This window comes from Psychromarinibacter sediminicola (genome assembly GCF_029168335.1).
In the GTDB taxonomy this organism is placed as follows: domain Bacteria; phylum Pseudomonadota; class Alphaproteobacteria; order Rhodobacterales; family Rhodobacteraceae; genus Psychromarinibacter; species Psychromarinibacter sediminicola.
Genome location: NZ_JARGYC010000025.1, coordinates 17854 through 35288 on the forward strand (window position 1 = coordinate 17854; position 17435 = coordinate 35288).

15 protein-coding genes are annotated in these 17435 nt (G+C 68.9%); 3 read left to right on the forward strand and 12 right to left on the reverse strand.

The window, feature by feature from the left end; genetic code table 11:
* Positions 1 to 91: 91 nt before the first annotated feature.
* Genes P1J78_RS11140 through P1J78_RS11150 form a run of 3 tightly spaced genes read left to right on the forward strand, consistent with a single transcriptional unit; the run spans position 92 to position 2375 of the window.
* Entirely contained in the window at positions 92 to 751 is a 660-nt protein-coding gene (locus P1J78_RS11140) for a Tim44/TimA family putative adaptor protein (RefSeq protein ID WP_275567429.1), read from the forward strand.
* Positions 748 to 1788: a murein transglycosylase A gene (mltA, locus tag P1J78_RS11145; RefSeq protein WP_275567430.1), complete on the forward strand. Its 1041-nt coding sequence runs from the start codon at positions 748 to 750 to the stop codon at positions 1786 to 1788. Before P1J78_RS11140 ends, mltA begins: the two co-directional genes overlap by 4 nt.
* Positions 1785 to 2375, forward strand: a complete 591-nt coding sequence (locus P1J78_RS11150) for a Smr/MutS family protein (RefSeq protein ID WP_275567431.1) — start codon at positions 1785 to 1787, stop codon at positions 2373 to 2375. Before mltA ends, P1J78_RS11150 begins: the two co-directional genes overlap by 4 nt.
* On the opposite strand, the gene P1J78_RS11155 is transcribed toward P1J78_RS11150, so the two are convergent.
* The 12 genes from P1J78_RS11155 to P1J78_RS11210 form a co-directional block, all read right to left on the reverse strand.
* On the reverse strand, positions 2358 to 3581 hold the full coding sequence (locus tag P1J78_RS11155; RefSeq protein WP_275567432.1) for an MFS transporter: 1224 nt from the start codon (positions 3579 to 3581) through the stop codon (positions 2358 to 2360). The two genes, P1J78_RS11150 and P1J78_RS11155, sit on opposite strands and share 18 nt — an antisense overlap.
* 52 nt (positions 3582 to 3633) lie before the next feature.
* The gene (locus P1J78_RS11160; protein WP_275567433.1) at positions 3634 to 4719 is read right to left on the reverse strand and encodes an alpha/beta hydrolase; all 1086 of its coding nucleotides are present in this window, start codon (positions 4717 to 4719) and stop codon (positions 3634 to 3636) included.
* A 202-nt stretch (positions 4720 to 4921) separates the two neighbouring features.
* Positions 4922 to 6229 (reverse strand): ATP-dependent protease ATPase subunit HslU, encoded by a 1308-nt coding sequence (hslU, locus tag P1J78_RS11165; RefSeq protein WP_275567434.1) that lies wholly within the window; start codon positions 6227 to 6229, stop codon positions 4922 to 4924.
* Positions 6230 to 7315, reverse strand: a complete 1086-nt coding sequence (locus P1J78_RS11170; protein WP_275567435.1) for a hypothetical protein — start codon at positions 7313 to 7315, stop codon at positions 6230 to 6232.
* A complete protein-coding gene (gene hslV, locus P1J78_RS11175; protein ID WP_275567436.1) occupies positions 7312 to 7866 on the reverse strand; it encodes an ATP-dependent protease subunit HslV in 555 nt (184 codons plus the stop codon). The genes P1J78_RS11170 and hslV overlap by 4 nt, the downstream gene beginning before the upstream one ends.
* A 114-nt stretch (positions 7867 to 7980) precedes the next feature.
* Positions 7981 to 8301: a thioredoxin gene (gene trxA / locus P1J78_RS11180; protein ID WP_275567437.1), complete on the reverse strand. Its 321-nt coding sequence runs from the start codon at positions 8299 to 8301 to the stop codon at positions 7981 to 7983.
* 59 nt (positions 8302 to 8360) lie between these two features.
* Entirely contained in the window at positions 8361 to 11735 is a 3375-nt protein-coding gene (gene addA / locus P1J78_RS11185; protein WP_275567438.1) for a double-strand break repair helicase AddA, read from the reverse strand.
* The gene (locus P1J78_RS11190) at positions 11732 to 14683 is read right to left on the reverse strand and encodes a PD-(D/E)XK nuclease family protein (protein WP_275567439.1); all 2952 of its coding nucleotides are present in this window, start codon (positions 14681 to 14683) and stop codon (positions 11732 to 11734) included. Before P1J78_RS11190 ends, addA begins: the two co-directional genes overlap by 4 nt.
* Complete coding sequence (locus tag P1J78_RS11195) at positions 14676 to 15362, reverse strand: nucleotidyltransferase family protein (RefSeq protein WP_275567440.1); 687 nt, start codon at positions 15360 to 15362, stop codon at positions 14676 to 14678. Before P1J78_RS11195 ends, P1J78_RS11190 begins: the two co-directional genes overlap by 8 nt.
* The gene (locus P1J78_RS11200) at positions 15349 to 16359 is read right to left on the reverse strand and encodes an aminoglycoside phosphotransferase family protein (RefSeq protein WP_275567441.1); all 1011 of its coding nucleotides are present in this window, start codon (positions 16357 to 16359) and stop codon (positions 15349 to 15351) included. The genes P1J78_RS11195 and P1J78_RS11200 overlap by 14 nt, the downstream gene beginning before the upstream one ends.
* A complete protein-coding gene (gene tsaE / locus P1J78_RS11205; protein WP_275567442.1) occupies positions 16352 to 16852 on the reverse strand; it encodes a tRNA (adenosine(37)-N6)-threonylcarbamoyltransferase complex ATPase subunit type 1 TsaE in 501 nt (166 codons plus the stop codon). Before tsaE ends, P1J78_RS11200 begins: the two co-directional genes overlap by 8 nt.
* A 45-nt stretch (positions 16853 to 16897) precedes the next feature.
* Entirely contained in the window at positions 16898 to 17425 is a 528-nt protein-coding gene (locus P1J78_RS11210; RefSeq protein ID WP_275567443.1) for an invasion associated locus B family protein, read from the reverse strand.
* Positions 17426 to 17435 lie beyond the last annotated feature (10 nt).

Below are 17435 nucleotides of genomic sequence, written 5' to 3' on the forward strand. Positions count from 1 at the left end.
CAGCCCGTTGCTGCGGTGGACTTGCCGACCGCCAGCCCTTACATATGTCCGACATGTGGCGAATGCCACCAGCGCTCACGAAAGAGGTCCGATGAGTTCCGCCATCATTCAGCTTCTGGTCCTGGCCGGTATCGCGGTTTTCCTCATTCTGCGTCTGCGCAGTGTGCTGGGGACCCGCGAAGGCTATGAGAAGCCCCCGGCCCCGGTTTCCAGCACCGAGCGTCGCCAGGTCCCCGACCTCGAAGTGATCGAGGGCGGCCCGGACCGCGACATCACCGACCATGTCGAGGACGATTCCGACGATGCCCGCGCGCTGGCCGCGATGAAGCTGGTCGAACCCGGCTTTTCCGTGACCGAATTCCTGCAGGGCGCGCGCGGCGCCTACGAGATGATCCTGATGTCCTTCGAGCGGGGCGAGATCGAGCAGGTCGCGCCGTTCCTCTCGGATGAGGTTCACCAGGCCTTCGTCGACGTCATCGGCGAGCGCGAGGATCAGGGCCTGACGATCGAGGCGAATTTCGTCGGCGTCCGCGATGTCGCGCTGACCCACGCCTCCTTCGACCGCGACAGCCAGGAGGCCGAGATCACCGTGCGTTTCGTCGGCGAGCTGACCTATGTGGTCCGCAACAAGGCCGGCGAGATCATCGAGGGCGATCCCAACCAGATCAAGCGCCAGAAGGACAGCTGGACGTTTGCCCGCGTCATGGGCGCGGACGACCCCAACTGGAAACTGGTCGCCACCGGGGAATGACCGGTCTTGCCCGGGTGCTGGCCGTCGTCGCGGGTCTCGCCGTGACGGAACCCGCCCGGGCGGCGGACGACCCGAGCTATACGGTCCTCAGCTTCGACGAGCTGAAAGGCTGGGAACACGACGACCACGCCGCCGCGCTCGACGTGTTCAAGGAAACCTGCCCCGACATGCGCGACCCCGACTGGCTATCGCTCTGCGCCCTGGCCACCAACCAGAAGAACGCCCGCACCTTCTTCGAGCTGTTCTTCCGCCCCGTCCTGATCGAGGACGGCACCCCCACCCTCTTCACCGGCTATTACGAGCCCGAGTTGAACGGCTCGCGCGAGAGGACGGACAAATACCGCTATCCGCTCTACCGCAAGCCCGACGAGCTGAACGGACAGCTCTACTACACCCGCCGCGAGATCGAGGAGGACGGCGTGCTCGACGACAAGGGGCTGGAGATCGCCTGGATCGACGACCCCGTCGACGTGTTCTTCCTGCACATCCAGGGCTCCGGCCGCGTGAAGTTCGAGGACGGCAGCTACCTGCGCGTCGGATATGCCGACAAGAACGGCCACGATTACCGCTCCGTCGGGCAGGAGCTGGTCCGCCGCGGCATCTACACCCGCCACCAGGTCTCGGCCCAGGTCATCCGCAACTGGGTGAAACGCAACCCCGAGGCGGGGCGCAAGCTCCTCTGGCACAACCCCTCCTTCGTGTTCTTCCGCGAGGTCAGCCAGGTGCCACCCAGCCGCGGCCCCCTCGGCGCGATGAACCGCTCGATCACCGCCATGCGCTCGCTCGCCGTCGATCCCGATTACGTGCCGCTCGGCGCCCCCGTCTGGATCGAAAAGGCCGGCGACACCCCGATGCGCCGCCTGATGATCGCGCAGGACACCGGATCGGCCATCAAGGGCGCCCAGCGCGCCGACATCTTCTTCGGCACCGGCGACGACGCCGGTATCGACGCCGGCAAGACGCGCGATCCGGGCCGCATGGTCGTGCTCCTGCCGATCCAGCGTGCCTATGCCCTTGCGCCAGAGGGGGCAGGATGACGAAACGCCCGCGCAAGCTGACCGCGGACGAACAGGCCCTCTGGAACCGGATCGCAGACCAGACGGCCCCCCTCCACCCCAAGCGCAAGACGCAGACCGCGGCCGAGGCCGTGGAACAGCCCAAGCCGCAGCCGCAAACCAACGGCATCCCCGCCTTCCGCATCGGCGAGAAACGCACCGACACCGCCCTGCCCCACGACCTCGCCCCCGGCATCGGCGAGCATCTGCACGCACAGCCCGTCCGCATGGACCGCAAGGCCCACACGCGGATGCGGCGTGGCAAGCTGGAGCCCGAGGCGCGGATCGACCTGCACGGCATGACGCTCGATCGCGCGCATCCGGCGCTGACCCGCTTCATCATGAACGCCCACGCGCAGGACCGCCGCCTTGTCCTGGTGATCACCGGCAAGGGCCGCTCCGGCGGCGCCGACGGCCCGATGCCAGAGCGCCGCGGCGTGCTGAAACACCAGGTTCCGCAATGGCTGCACGCCCCGCCGCTGCGACAGCTCGTCCTTCAGGTCACCGAGGCGCACATGAAACACGGCGGCACCGGGGCCTATTACGTCTATCTACGCCGGCGCCGGTAGCGTCCGCCGCGCGCGGGTCACGCCCACCCAGACCAGCACCGACGCCGCGATGTGATAGCCCGCGATCCACGGCATCTGCTGCTCGAAGTCCATCCCGAAGTCGATCAGCCACCCCGACAGCCCCGGCCCCAGCGCCGAGCCCAGGACGCCTGTCGCCACGATCGCCGCCTTGATCGAGCCCAGGTGACGGGTGCCGTAGAATTCGGCCCCGAACCCGGTCTGAATCGTGTTCAGCGACCCTTGCGTCATGCCGAACAGCGGCATCGCGAAAGCCGCGAGCCACGGCGTCGTCACCGCCGACATCAAAAGGAAGAACGCCGCCAGCGGCAACTGGTAGAACGGCAACAGCCGCCCTGCCCCGAACCGGTCCATCAGCCAGCCGACGACGAAGACGGTCACGATGGCGGTCACCGTGTAGATCGGGAACAGCGCCACAAGCTCCATATGCGCCCAGCCCTTCACCCCGGCCAGATGCACCTGCTGGAAGATGAACGCCGTGCCGAAGGCCGGCGGCCCCAAAAGCGCGGGCACCATCATCCAGAACAGCGGATGGCGCAGCGCCTCGCCCCGGGTCCAGAACCGCCCGTGCATCCCGACCGCCGGGCTTTCCGACGCGATGGATTGCGGCGTGCGCTCCAGCTTCAGGAAATGCCGCAGCGCCGGGATCGCCGCCAGCGGCAGCACCGCCGCCAGCACCCACAGCCAGCGCCAGTCGACCACCGTCATCAGCGCCACGAAGGACACCGGCAGCACCGCCTCGCCGAAGGAAAACCCCAGCGCCGCGATGGCGATGGCCCGCCCCCGGGTCGCCACGAACCAGCGGGCCATGGCGACGAAGGCGATATGGCTCATCATCCCCTGCCCCAGGAACCGCAACAGGAAGATCGACAGAACCAGCGTCCAGACCGCCGGCGACGCCGCCATGATCAGGCAGGCCAGCACCAGCAGCGCCAGCATGAAGGGCCCCAGCCCGCGCACCCGGAACCGGTCGGTCAGCCCGCCGGCCCACAGCATCACCGCGGCGGAGCACATCGTCGCCACCGAATAGATGCCGCCCCAGGCCCCGTGGCTCAGGTCATAGGCCGCGCGGATCTCGCCCGCGAAGACCGACACGAAGAAGGTCTGCCCGAAACTGGAACAGAATGTCAGGATCGCGCCGGCCCCGAGGAAGGGCGCGTTGGTGCGCAGGAATGTCAGCAGGCTCATGTGCGCCACTGATCGCTCTACCGCGCGAAAAAGGAAAGCCCCGAATCCGGCTTTATTGCGCCAGCGTCGTGATCGGCGACAGGATGATCTCGGTGGCGTCCTGCACCGTCAGCACCGTGCCCGACAACAGGCCCGTACGCCCCGCGCTGTCGCCCCGGAACGCCGCTTCGAAATTGCCGGCATTGCGGAACAGCGAAATCAGCGCCGGCGAATCCCCGGCCGTGAAATGCCCGGCCCCGGAGGAAAAGTCGGTGACGTCGACCAGCGTCACCTCCAGATCCGAGACCTCGGCGGCGCTCGCCCGGCCAAGCCGGTTCCGCTGCCCCGTCAGCCGGGCCGAGAGCTGCAGCGCCCGGTCGCGTTTGGACACGAAGATGCCGAACGGGTCGGGAAGCCTGTCGATCCGTTGCGCCTGGGTGCGGAACAGCTGGACGTCGATATCGGGCGAGATCAGGACGACGCCGTCGATGTCGCGAGAGACCGAGCCGGGCTCGGCGATGGCGCGTTGCCGCAGGGTCTCCATCACCAGATGCGAGCCGACGGAATGGGCGACGATGATGATGCTCTCCGCGCCCGCGGCCTTCAGTTCCGAAATCAGCTGGTCCATCCCGTCGCGCGAAAACAGCACGCTGTCGCGATCGTAGGCATAGCCGAACACGCTTCCGGCGCTGGGCCAGGAATAGTGGACCGGGACGCCGCGGATCCCGAAATCCTGGGCCAGCTGCGCGATTCGCAGCACGCCTTCGTCGAAGGTGTTGTTGAACCCGTGGACATAGACGATCGCCTCGCGCACCTCCTCCTCGCGCAGCGCGCCGCGGACCGCTGTCCGGAAATCCGCCGACTTCGGATAGATGTGCCGGCCCTTGGCCAGGAATTGCGTCTCGGGGTCCAGCTCGGCGCCGGGATAGGTGACCGAGCCGATCTCGCGCTTGGGCGGGATCGACAGGTCGTAGCTCAGGAACAGCGGCGCGGTCGACCGCCCGTCGCCAAAGCTGCCGCCCTCGATCTCGCGCGTGGTCACGACGAAGATCGACCGTGTCGGCAGGTCGGCCGCCATCTCGGGGGCAAAGATCAGCTTGGCCCGCGGGGCACAGGCCGAGAGCGTCACGAAAAGGCAAAGAAGAATCAGGCGGCGCACAGGACTATCCCTCGGTCTGCGACAGACGCTACAGCGCGCGCCCGGCCCGTTCCAGTCAACTTCGCGTTCGCGCGGCCGCAGCCCCGGAAGGCCAGGTCAGGTTCCGTCGCGGCGTCGTGGTCGGACAGCGCGGACGGATCGGTCCAGTTAGCGCTATCGGTAATAAAATCAACAAGTTGGACCCCCGTCCAACCTTGGACACCTACAGCACGTACCGGCTCACATCCACCGAGCGGGTCAATTCGCCGAGGTTCTCCTCCACGAAATCCCCATCGACGGTCACGGTCTCTCCGGCCCGGTCCGGCGCGTGGAAGGACAGCTCCTCGAACACCCGCTCCATCACCGTATAAAGCCGCCGCGCCCCGATATTCTCGACCGACTGGTTCACGTCCGCCGCGATCTTCGCCAGCGCCGCGATCCCGTCCTCGGTGAAGGCGACGCTCACCTTCTCCGTCTCCATCAGCGCGGTGTACTGCCGGGTAAGCGCATTGTCCGTCTCGGTCAGGATCCGCACGAAGTCCTCCTCGGTCAGCGCCCGGAGTTCCACCCGGATCGGCAGCCGCCCCTGAAGCTCCGGCAACAGGTCCGACGGCTTCGCGATGTGGAAGGCCCCCGAGGCAATGAACAGGATATGGTCCGTCTTCACCGGCCCGTGCTTCGTCGAGACCGTGGTTCCCTCGATCAGCGGCAGCAGGTCCCGCTGCACGCCCTCGCGGCTGACATCCCCGCCCCGCGCGTCGCTCTTGGCGCAGACCTTGTCGATCTCGTCGAGAAAGACGATCCCGTTCTGCTCCACCGCCTGCAGCGCCGCGTGCTTGACGGCCTCGTCGTCCAGAAGCTTGTCGGCCTCTTCCCCGATCAGCGTCTCGTAGCTCTCGGCCACGGTCATCTTCTTGCGCACCGTACGGCCGCCGAACGCTTTCCCGAACAGATCCCCCAGGTTCATCGCCCCCATGTTCATCCCCGGCTGGCCCGGGATTTCGAACTGCTGCATCGGGTTCGAATTGTCGGCGATGTCCAGCTCGATCACCGTGTCGTCCAGCTCTCCCCGCTTCAGCTTGTTCCGGAACATCTCGCGCGTCTGCTCGCGGGCGTTCTCGCCGGCAATAGCCTCGATCACCCGGTCCTCCGCCCGTTGATGCGCGGCCGACTTCACCTCTTCGCGCATATACTCGCGGACCTGCACCATCGCGGAATCCATCAGGTCGCGCACGATCTGCTCGACATCCCGCCCGACATAGCCGACCTCGGTGAACTTCGTCGCCTCGACCTTGATGAAGGGCGCGCGCGCCAGCTTCGCCAGCCGCCGCGAGATCTCGGTCTTGCCGACGCCGGTGGGCCCGATCATCAGGATGTTCTTCGGATAGACCTCTTCCTGCAGCTCGGGATCCAGCTGCTTGCGCCGCCAGCGGTTGCGCAGCGCCACGGCCACGGCGCGCTTGGCGTCCTTCTGGCCGATGATGAACCGGTCCAGCTCGCTGACGATCTCGCGGGGGGTCAGGTCGGTCATTCAGAGCCCTTCTTGATGAGCGGGTGGAAGATAGGCGCGCAGCCCGCCAAGCGGCAGCAGGCGCAACAGGCCGGCCCGGATCCGCGCCCAGAACGCGCCCAAGAGCACCAGGAACACGCCCAGCGCCAGGATCAGCCAGCCGAAGTTGCCGCCCTCGGTGATGGGATACAGCGTGGTGATCACGCCGACCACATAGGCGATGGCGGCCAGCAGGAAAGACCGCCGGTCGATCACCACGGCGATCAGCGCGAAGCCGCCCATCAGGACAAGGATCGTGGTGTTCGCCCCGTCCGCCTCGGACGACAGCAGCGACAGCGCCACGGTGTTGATGATCATCGGCGAGGCGACGAGGTGCAGCCAGAAGCCCTGCGACGCGCGGCGCGTCACCCGATGCGGGTCGCTCGCGTCGAAGGCCATGGCGACGGCGAAGGTGACGAGCCCCAGCGCCAGGGTGATCCAGCCGAAGCCGCTGCCCTCGGACAGCAGGAAGATGTCCTCGATGCTTTCCGGCGTCCCGCTGCGCGTCGCCGCCGCCAACAGCGCCGTCGCGAACAGCCCCAGCGCCACCACGGCCAGCGCGAAGGGCACCTTGAACCGCAGCCAGAACACCAACACCGCCGCCGTCGCCAGCAGCCCCGGCGCGATCAGGCTTTCGTAATCCTCCTGCGCGATCATGAAGACCTGCGCCAGCCAGTTGCCGAAGCCGAAGGCCGCGACCGCGGCGAACATGCAGGTCAGAAGCATCGCCGGGCCGACCATGCGGCGGTGGCGGATGAAATACTCGGCGAAGAGCCAGACGAAGCCGGCGGTCGCGATGCTGACCCACAGAAGCGTGGTCTGCCAGGTCTCCATCCGGCCGCCGATGAAGAACGCGACGACCGCGACATAGCCGACGCCCAGGATCACGAGACCCACCATGATGAAGATCTCGTTGAACCCGCGGAACAGCTCGAACGGCTCGTCGCCGACGGACAGCTCCTCGCGCGCGCCGCGGCGGCTGTGGGCCAGCGCCGTCAGCGCGGCCGCCTGCCGCTCGGTCAGAAGACCGGAATTGACGGCGGCGCGGATGTCGTCGGGTCCGATCAACTGAGCGTTTCCACGGTCAGGCTGCCATTGGTGAAGACACAGATATCGGCCGCGATGGCCATCGACCGCCGCGCGATCTCTTCGGCCGACATGTCGCTGTCCATCAGCGCGCGGCCGGCCGCCAGCGCATAGTTGCCGCCCGAGCCGATGGCGGTCACGTCATGTTCGGGCTCCAGCACGTCGCCCGCGCCGGTGATGACGTACATCTGCTTGCCGTCCGAGACGATCAGCATCGCCTCCAGTTTCTGCAGGTACTTGTCGGTGCGCCAGTCCTTCGCCAGCTCCACCGCCGCGCGCTGCAGTTGCCCCGGCGTCGCCTCGAGCTTGGCCTCAAGCCGCTCCAGCAGGGCGAAGGCGTCGGCCGTCGACCCCGCGAACCCGGCCAGGACGTCGAACCCGCCGGGGCTGATCCGGCGCACCTTGCGGGCGGTGCCCTTGATCACGGTATTGCCCAGGCTCACCTGGCCGTCGCCCGCGATCACCACCTCGCCGCCTTTCTTGACGCCGATGATCGTGGTGCCGTGCCAGCCGGGGAACTCCTCTTGCGCCATGGGGGCCTCCTTTTTGGTCCGCCCTCATATGGAAGCCGGGCCGGAGAAGGGCAAGCCCGCCAAAGCAAAGGGGCGCCCGAAGACGCCCCGTGCCATCCGGATCGGTCCCGGTGATCAGACCGAATCGTCGATCCAGCCCTTCAGCGCGGCCTTCGGCGCGGCACCGGTCTTGTTCGACACCACCTGGCCGCCCTTGAACAGGAACAGCGCCGGGATGCCGCGCACGCCCAGCTGCGCCGGCGACGACGGGTTCTCGTCCACGTTGACCTTGGCGATCTTGATCTTGTCGCCGTACTCCTCCGCCAGCTCTTCCAGCGCGGGGCCGATCTGTTTGCAGGGGCCGCACCATTCGGCCCAGAAGTCCACGACGACCGGGACGTCGGAATTCACGACCTCGGTCTCGAACGTGTCGTCGGTGACGGCAACGGTAGCCATGCCTGTTCTCCTTGGCATCTGAAGTTCAGCGTGGAAGGTATGCAGGCGCCCGGGAAGGGTCAAGATGTGGCGTAGGAATGCAACGATTCCCTCACGATATCGCGCGGTAGCGGCATCAGGCTCGGGCGGCTTGTCCAGAGAATCGCCACTTCGACGGTGCGGTCGGGGTAGATCCGGGCGAGGCCTTCCTCGTAGGCGGCCATCTGGCGGAGCAGGCCCTCGGGCACGTCCTCGGGCCGGTCGGGGACCAGGCGGTTGGTCTTGAAGTCGACGGCCAGCACCCGATCGGGTTCAACGAGCAGCTTGTCGATGGTCCCGTGGATGCGCTGGCCGTTGAGGGCGGGCAGGGCGGCGGACATGTCGACCTCGGACAGCACGCCGGGCGCGAAGAGCCAGTCGAAGGCGTGCCCCTTGATGATCCGGCTCGCGTCGTGAAGAAGCGTCTCTAACTCGGCCTCGTTTGCGGCGTCCTCACCCTCTGCGAACAGCGCGCCGGCGATGGCGGGCCAGTCCGCCTCCGGCGTTCCGGGCAGGTGTTCGAACAGCAGGTGCATCTGCCGACCACGCCGCAGCGCCGCCTCGGTGTCGCCGTCGCTTTCGCCCGGCAGAACCTTGGCGCCGCCGAGATCGCTGGGGCTCAGCACCGTGGTCTTGTCCGGCGCGGGCAGGTGCCGGTCGATCCACGAGGGCAGAGCGGGCGTGGCGGCGTCTTCCGCATCCGCCCCGGTCAGCGGCCCTGCGTCCCAGTTGCGATAGGCGTGGCGCAGTCCTTCGCCGACCGGCGTTTCCAGCGGCAGGGCGCCGAGCCGTTCCATCCCCTGCCGCACGAGGTCGTGCCAGCTGTCGCCCGCCTCTCCCACCTCCCCGGCAGCGGCCACGATCAGCCAGGTCTCCGCCCGTGTCATCGCGACATAGAGCAGCCGCAGCGCCTCGTCCGCCTCGTCCGCTTTCCGCCGGTCCAGAGCCTGTTTCATGACATCGGGCTGCGCCCCGGCGGAGGTTCTCCAGACCGCCTGGCCGTTCTCCAGCGTTACGATTTCGCCGCCCGGGAGCGGCCGGCGCTTGGCCGTGTCGGGCAGGATCACGATGGGCGATTCCAGCCCCTTGGCGCCGTGGACGGTCATCACGCGGATCTGGTCGCCCGCGCTGTCCATCTGCCGCTTCACCTCGACGTCGTCGGTTTCCAGCCATGTCAGGAACCCCGTGAGGCTGGGCACCTCCATCCGCTCATAGGCCAGCGCCTGACCCAGCAGCGAATCGATCCCGTCCTCCGCCTCGGCCCCCAGCCGCGCGAGAAGGCCGCGGCGGCCGTCGTGGCGGGACAGGATGCGCTCGATCAGGTCGTAGGGCCGCAAGTAGTCCGCCTGCCCGCGCAGGTCGTCGAGGATGGTCATCGTCGCCGGCCAGTCCCCGGCCCGGTCGCGCAGGGTCTGCCAGAGATAGCGGTCGCCGCGCCCGGCGGCGAGATCGTAGAGGTCGGCCTCGGTCCAGCCGAAGAGCGGCGAGCGCAGCGCCGCGGCCAGCGACAGGTCGTCCTCCGGCGTCGCCAGGAAGGACAGGACGGCGGCCAGATCCTTCACCGCCAGCTCGCCGCCCAGCTTCAACCGGTCGGCCCCGGCCACCGGCAGCCCCTGGGCCTTGCAGGCGCGGATGATCTCGGCGAACAGGTCCGACCGTCGCCGCACAAGGATCAGGACATCGCCCGGCGTGACCCTGCGCCGCCCGTCCTCGGCCGTCGGAATCGTCTCTGATGCGACCATTCTGCGGATATCCGCCGCGATCTTCCGCGCCAGAACCACGTCGCAGTCGCTCTCGCGCTTGATGTCGACGGGGTCGTACCAGTGCGGCTTGTCCGCCGGCTCGGCCTTGGGGACGGGCGGCCACAGGTCCACCCGGCCCGGCATCTCCTCGCGGAACGCCCGGTGCGCCGCGTCGATCTCCATCCGCGCCTCGGGCACGTCGCCGAAGACGGTATCGACCAGCCGCAGCACCGCGTCCGACGACCGGAACGAGTATTCCAGCTCCAGCCGCTGCAGCTGTCCCCCCGCGCCCTCCAGCCGGTCGCGGAAGTGGTCGCGCATCCGGTCGAACTCGCGCGGGTCGGCGCCCTGGAAGGAGTAGATCGACTGCTTCTTGTCACCCACCACGAAGATCGTGCGCACCGTCTCGTCGCGGGCGCCCAGCCCGGCGGTAAACTCCTGCGCCAGCCGTTCGATCACCTGCCATTGCACCGGGCTGGTATCCTGCGCCTCGTCCACCAGGATGTGATCGAGCCCGCCGTCGAGCCGATATAGCACCCAGTCCGCCACCTTCGGGTCTGACAGCAGGGCCAGCGTCTTCAGGATCAGGTCGTCGAAATCCAGCCAGCCATGCGCCAGCTTGCGGGCCTCGTAGGCGGGCAGGAAGGCAGCGGCGAAACGGTGCAGCGCGGCGGTCTTCTCGGCGGCGTTCAGCGCGACCTCGATCGCGCGCGCCTCGGCCACGCGGTCCATGAAGGCGTGCAGTTCGGGCAGGATAGGCTCGAATGCCTCTACTGCCTTCCTGTGGTTCGACTGCGGGAAGTTGACCGACTTCGACTGGCCTTGCTTGTCGCCGGATGCATAGAGAAACAGCCTGCAAAGCTCGCGATAGACCTCCTCGCCGGGCTCCTCCAGGTCAAGCGCCGCCAGCGTCCTGCCGAACTCCGCGTAAGTCTTGGATTGGCTTTCGGCGAGAGGCAGCAGCCGCGCGACAAGGTCCGGCTCGGTGCCGTCGCAAGCCGTCGCCACCACGTCGTCGAAACCCGTATCCGGCGCCAGCCCGAACCAGTGGAGAATGTCTTGCCACTCCGCCGGAGGCCGAAATGCGGCCTGGCTTGCCACAACCGCGCGGGTCAGAGCCCCCAGGTCGTCGCCGGAATAATGGGCGGCCACGGCGTCCACCGCCGCCACGTCCCCGCCATCGGCGAGGTCCTCTACCACGGCTTCGCGCAGGCGGTCGGCGGCGCGGTCGTCCATCTCGACGAAGGAGGGCGAGACGCCGGCCTCCAGCGGAAAACGCCGCAACAGGGACGAACAGAACGAATGGATCGTCTGGATCCGCAGCCCCCCGGGCGTCTCGATCGCCCGCGCGAAGAGCCGCCGCGCCTCGGCCAGCCGCTCCGGGGCGCCGATGTCGGTCTCGCCCATCTTCTGCAGCTGCTCGGCGAGTTTGCCGTCGGGCATCATCGCCCAGTCGCCCAGCCGCCGGAACAGCCGGTTCTGCATCTCGGACGCGGCGGCCTTGGTGTAGGTCAGACAAAGGATGTTCTGCGGCGACACGCCCCGCAGCAGGAGCCGCGCAACCCGGTCGGTCAGCACCCGCGTCTTGCCGGACCCCGCGTTGGCCGACAGCCAGGTGGACGTGCCCGGCGCGGCCGCCTGGTTCTGGCGGATCGTGGCGGCGTCGAGCTTCATTCGCCGACCTCGCCCGGTGCCGGTTCGTCGCTCTGGTCCCATTCCCCGAACCGGGCGAGGTGGTCGTAGTCGCCGCCGAACCGCTGCTGCTCTACCGCGCGGCGCGAGACGTAGCCGCGCGACCGGTCGCGGTAGGAGGCGATCAGCCTCTCGAACCCGGCGCGGACCTCGGCAATATCGTCACTGATCCAGCCTTTCGTCTCGATCTTCGGGGTGGTGCCCAGCCCGATATAGGCCGTCTCGCCCACCGTCGCGGCGGGCACATCCGTCACCGCGCCCTGCTCCGCCATCATCGCGGCTAGCGCGAGCTGCTTGTCGAAATGCTCCTGGACGTCGCGGGTGGGGGGATTGCCGGTCTTGTAGTCGTAGATCGCCAGCGCCCCGTCGGGCAGCCGGTCGATCCGGTCGATCTTGCCCTTCAGCGTCATCGGCAGATGCGGGAACTCCATCCGGGCGCGGCGCTCCAGCGCGACCACCTCGCGCTCCGCCTGCCGCGCGAACTCGCCCTCCAGCAGCCAATCCGCCACGCGCAGCATCCGTGCGCGCCAAATCCGTTGCGCGGCGGGCCACGGCGCTGTGTCCGCCAGCACGCTGTCCGTCACCTCCATCAGCTGGCGCCGGGCGCTGTCCATGTCCTCCAGCGGCCCGTCCTCTATGAACCGCTCCAGGATCTTGTGCAGGATCGTCCCCCGCAGAGGTGCGTCCGGCACCTGTCGCAGCGGGTCCAGCCGGCGCAGCCCCAGCACGTGGCGGGCGTAGATCGCGTAAGGGTCGCGGATCAGTGTCTGAATCTCGGTGATCGACAGCTCTGCGGGCCGCGCGTCCAAAGGCGGGCGCGGCGCGGGGCGCGGGACAGGGGGCGTCGCCGTGCGCATCTCCTCGGTCGGGGCATCCAGCCTGCGGGACAGTGCGCACCACCGGGCCCCGCGGGCCTGCATCGCCTGCAACGCCGCGGCGCTCTCGCCCTCCAGCCCGTCCATCAGGTTCGTCAGGCGGTTCAGCCATCGGGCCGGCACCGTCTGCGCCTCGGCATCGCGGATGCTGCGGGTCAGCACCACCTCGGGCGCGGCGACAGCCTGCTGGAAGTCATGCGCGGCCAGCCCCACCTGCCGTTCCGGCAAGAGAAGGCCGGCGTCGTGGCGCATCCGGCGGTTCAGCCACGGGTCGGGGCTGGGCATCTCGGGCCAGGTGCCTTCGTTCAGGCTGCCCAGGACGACCACGTCGGCGCCCTGAACCCGGGCCTCCAGCGTGCCCCAGATCATGATGCCGGGATGCGTGCCGACAGCCTCGCGCACCTCGCCCCTCTGCAGAACGGCGTGAATCAGGGACTGATAATCGCCGGCGGACAGCGTGCCGCCGTGTTCGGCCTCTCGCGCGACCGCATCCATCCAGCGCCGCGCCTCGCGCCCGGCCTCCTCCTCCCACAGCGCGCCGGTGCCTTCGCCCAGCGGTCCCGCGGCCAGCGCCTCGGCCAGCCGGATGTGATCCTCCACATGCGCCCGAAGGCTGCGCGTCCCCACATGTTCCGGCCCGTCCAGCAGCCCGCCGAGCCAATCGGCCCAGGCGCGCCGCTCGGCACTGCCCTTGGAGGCCCATGCGAGGAGGTCCGCGCGGCCCGGGAAGGGCGGCCCGTTCCGGCGCAGCGACAGTTCCAGGTCCCGGGTATGCAGCAGGTGCGGGCCGCGCGCCCCGGCGCCGGAATTCGTCAGCGGGTGTTTCAGCAGGGTCAGCAGCGCCTCGGCGGTCAGTTTCTCGCCGAACAGGGCCGCGACGTGGCGCAGGAACCGGCCCGGAGCGGTCAGGGGCAGGGGGCGCCCCGCGCTGTCGTCGGGAATGATGCCCCAGCGGTCCAGCGCGGCTGTCACCTGCCGGGTCAGCATCCGGTCGGGCGTGATCAGAGCCGCGTGTTTGCCCCGTTCGGCCGCATCGCGGAGGATCAGCGCGATGGCGCCGGCCTCTTCCCGCGAGGACTGCGCCTCGACCAGCGTCATGGCCTCGGTGGCGGTGCCGATCCCGGTCAGCGCCGCGCCCTCGGTCATCCACTGGTCGGTGACGGGCGCCGGTCGCAGCGCGAGCGAGACGAGGCGGTTTCGGGGCGGGTTAGGCTCTGTTTCCGCCGTCCAGGATCGCACCTCGGCCGGCGTGCTTTCCAGGTCCCGCATCAGCCTGGCGAAGCGGAACTGCGGGTGATCCTCGGCGCTCATCGGATCGCGCAGCATGTCCCAGACGGCGCCGGGCAGGTCGAAGTCGAAGCCGGGCAGGATCAGCGCGCCCTGCGGAAGCCCGGCGACGGCGCGCATGAAGGCGGCGGTGGCGCCGCGGGACCCGGTGGAGCCGGCCACGATCACCGGGTGACCCGGCGGCGCATCCCGCCACCGGGCGGCGAGGCGTTCGACGACCATGCGCTGCCGGGCCTCGGTATCGGGCGCGTCGGTGTCGGCCTGCAGGAACCGCTCCACCAGCGTCACGAAGGCGAGACTGCGCTGCCAGTGGCCGGATTGGTCCGACACGTCCAGCCCTTCCAGCGCCTCCGGCGTCACCCCCTCGCCCTGCATCTCGTCCATCAGCCGGGCAAGACTGTCGGCGAGGTCGAACAGCGCCGCCCGCGGCGCCAGATCGGGCTGCCGGTCCAGCAGGGTGGAGACGAGCTGTGTCAGCTCCAGCCGCCGTCGGAGCGGCGGCACGGGTGGCGGCACATCGGCCATCGAGACGTCGCGGGCGAGGTCGGTGACAAGCCGGATGCAGGGCAAGAGCATCGCCGGCCCCTCGTCGAACAGCGCCTTCATCCGCCGCTGCATCCGGCGGGTGTTCACGAAAACCTCGACTCGCGCCATGTCCTCGGGCGGTCGGCCCCGCATCCGCTCGGTCAGCCCCGCCACCACCGCGCGCGGGAAGTCGGCGCCGGGGGGCAGGCCGAAGACGCGCGGGCCGTCGGCCGGCTCAAACACGCGCGCCCTCCAGCATCGCCTCGGCGAGCGCGATGCTTTCCGGCCGGCCCACGTCGCACCAGCCGCCGCCATGGATCACGCCGTGCAGCGTGCTGTCGGCCAGCATCTGGCCCCAGACCCGGTGCATGCTGAAAAACGTCTCTATCTCGTCCCGAAACGGGCCGGTCTTCAGGATTTGCAAACCGGTATAGACAAGGTCGGTCCCCGGCTTCAGCCGTCCCTTGGCGTCCATCGAGAAATCCCCGTTGCCGCCATGCCCGGCCGCCGCGTCGCGCGGGACCATTACCATCAGCCCGTCCATCACGCCGGGATCCCAGGCATGACAGAGCGTTTCCACCGGGTTCGTGCCGGTCCACACCGCGTCGGTGTTCAGCGTGATCGCCGGCCCGGGCCTGAGCAGCGGCAGCGCCGCCTTCAGCCCGCCGCCGGTGTCGAGAAGCTCGGGCTCTCGGCTCTCGGCCACGCCGTTTCGCGCCAGATGGGCCGCCATCCGGTCGGCCAGGTAATGCGTGTTCGCTACAATGGTCCCGATCCCCGCCCGCCGAAGCAGATCGAGGGCGTGGTCGAAGAGCGGCCGCCCCGCCACCTCCACCAGCGGCTTCGGCACGGTGTCGGTAAGCGGCCGCATCCGGAGGCCGAGACCGGCGGCGAAGAGAAGGGCGGAGTCAGGCCGGGACATGTGGCTTCAGTCTATTCAATAGAGGTTCCGTGGGCTCAGGCACAACGTCGGCCAGCGCGCCGGAAAGGTCCGACAGGGCAAGGTGGGCGAGGCAGGTTTGCAGGTGGTCCCAGACGCGCGGCAGGAACGCCAGATAGCGCGTCTTGCCGAATTGCAGCGACAGGCGGCCGAAGATGCCGATGATCCGCAGGTGGCGCTGGGCGCCCAGCGCCGCCATGCCCGCGCGAATTGCTGCGGGATCGGAACCGCTCGCCGAAACGTAGCGGTCGATCATCCGGTCTGTCAGTGCCGCCGGCAGATCCCGCCGGGCATCCTGCAGCAGGGAGACGACGTCATAGGCCGGATGCGCGGCGACAGCGTCCTGGAAATCGAGGATCCCGACCCGTGCCATGCCGTCGCGCTCCGGCAGCCAGATCAGGTTCTCGGCATGGCAGTCGCGCAGGCACAGAACCGTCTCTGCGTCGACGCACTCGGCCAGTGCTACTTGCAGCGCGTCGCGGATCGCCTGTCGTTCCGCCTCGGGCACGGTCCGGCCCGTCGGCGCGACATACCAGTCGAGGACGGGGTCGATCATCCCGGCCATATGCTCCGGCGTGAAGGTCACGAGACCGTCGGGCACCGGCACGTCGCGCAGCGCGACCAGCATGTCGATCGCGGCGGAATAGAGACCGTCCTCGACCGAGGCATCCGTCTCTATCAGCCGCGCGAAGACGGCGTCCCCCAAGTCTTCCAGCAGGAGCAACCCGGCGGCGTCGTCGGCGGCAAAGACCTCTGGCGCGCTGAGGCCCGCGGCGCGCAGATGGCCGGCCAGGTGCCGGAACGGCCGCACGTCCTGCCCGGCCTCGGGCGACGCGTCCATCAGCACGGCGCTCTGGCCCTCGGACGCAAGCCGAAGGTATCGCCGCGCCGACGCATCGCCGGCCAGGGGCAGACGGTCCGCCGCGCCCCAGCCCGCCCTGTCGAGGAATTCCTGTATCAGGGCCGACCGATCAGCCATCGACGCGATCCGCGAGAAGCGGGGCCAGCCGGTCCTGCCAGGTGCTGTCGGCGCTCTCGAACGTGGCGAACCGGACCCCCGGATCGTCGGTCATCCGCAGCCCGACACGAAGCGCGCCGCTCGGTCGCAAGTCCTCCAGCCGTTCCGGCCATTCCACCAGGCAGATCGCCCGCGCGAAGGCCTCGTCGAGCCCCAGCTCCGCCACCTCGTCGGGCCCGCTCAGCCGGTAGAGGTCGCAATGCCAGATCTCCGCTGCGCGGTCGGAATAGACCTGCACCAGCGTGTAGGTCGGAGAGGGCACGTCCTCGGCCAGGCCGACGGCCGCCAGCCGCGCCTGTATCAGCGCCCGGGCGAAATGCGTCTTACCGGCGCCCAGCCCGCCTTGCAGCAACAGCGTGTCGCCCGGCACCAGTGCAGGCGCCAGCGCCGCCGCGAAACGCGACGTTTCGGATTCGGATCCGAAACGGACGGTACGGGAAAACGCCGGGGTCATGGGCGCAGTCTGGCCCTCCCGGCCATGGGCATCAAGGGCGGCCGCCTAGCTGCTGCAGCGCTCCTGCGCCTCTTCGACCGCGGCCGTGAAGCCGTAGAGCGAGAAGGTGTCCTCGGTCCGCGTCCCGCGCGAGGACATGCCGACCAGAACCGCCTCGGCCCCCGCCTTCATGGCCGCGACGATGCGGGCATCGGCCGACTCGTCCTTGGCCCAGGCCATCTCGCCCTGGGTGAACAGGTCGAACTCCTCGTCGCCGATGGTCAGCGACACCGTCGAATCCTCGCGGAACGGATAGCCGCCGGTGAAGGAGACTTGCCCGGCCACGTTGGAATCCGGGATGTAGGACACGAACAGCAGGATATCGCCGCGGCGCACCGCCACGACGCGCCCGTCGCGGGTGTTCACGGTTTCCTTTGGGCTGGAGACGCTCCAGCACTGGGCGGGATCCTGCGCCTCGAACACGCTCCAGTCGGTATGCGCCGCCACGCGGTTCCGGGATTCCTGTGCGCCGCTGCTCAGCGGGGCCCAGATCAGGACGGCGCACAGCGCGCCCAGACCAAGACGTGTTTTCATCTATCCCACA

Bases quoted from the DNA above. Each gene is read 5' to 3' on its own strand.
- hslU (WP_275567434.1), bottom strand. From the start codon at position 6,229: ATGACCGACCTGACCCCCCGCGAGATCGTCAGCGAGCTGGACCGGTTC.
- P1J78_RS11140 (WP_275567429.1), top strand. From the start codon at position 92: ATGAGTTCCGCCATCATTCAGCTTCTGGTCCTGGCCGGTATCGCGGTT.
- P1J78_RS11195 (WP_275567440.1), bottom strand. From the start codon at position 15,362: ATGTCCCGGCCTGACTCCGCCCTTCTCTTCGCCGCCGGTCTCGGCCTC.
- P1J78_RS11200 (WP_275567441.1), bottom strand. From the start codon at position 16,359: ATGGCTGATCGGTCGGCCCTGATACAGGAATTCCTCGACAGGGCGGGC.
- trxA (WP_275567437.1), bottom strand. From the start codon at position 8,301: ATGGCTACCGTTGCCGTCACCGACGACACGTTCGAGACCGAGGTCGTG.
- addA (WP_275567438.1), bottom strand. From the start codon at position 11,735: ATGAAGCTCGACGCCGCCACGATCCGCCAGAACCAGGCGGCCGCGCCG.
- P1J78_RS11210 (WP_275567443.1), bottom strand. From the start codon at position 17,425: ATGAAAACACGTCTTGGTCTGGGCGCGCTGTGCGCCGTCCTGATCTGG.
- P1J78_RS11155 (WP_275567432.1), bottom strand. From the start codon at position 3,581: ATGAGCCTGCTGACATTCCTGCGCACCAACGCGCCCTTCCTCGGGGCC.
- mltA (WP_275567430.1), top strand. From the start codon at position 748: ATGACCGGTCTTGCCCGGGTGCTGGCCGTCGTCGCGGGTCTCGCCGTG.
- tsaE (WP_275567442.1), bottom strand. From the start codon at position 16,852: ATGACCCCGGCGTTTTCCCGTACCGTCCGTTTCGGATCCGAATCCGAA.
- P1J78_RS11150 (WP_275567431.1), top strand. From the start codon at position 1,785: ATGACGAAACGCCCGCGCAAGCTGACCGCGGACGAACAGGCCCTCTGG.
- hslV (WP_275567436.1), bottom strand. From the start codon at position 7,866: ATGGCGCAAGAGGAGTTCCCCGGCTGGCACGGCACCACGATCATCGGC.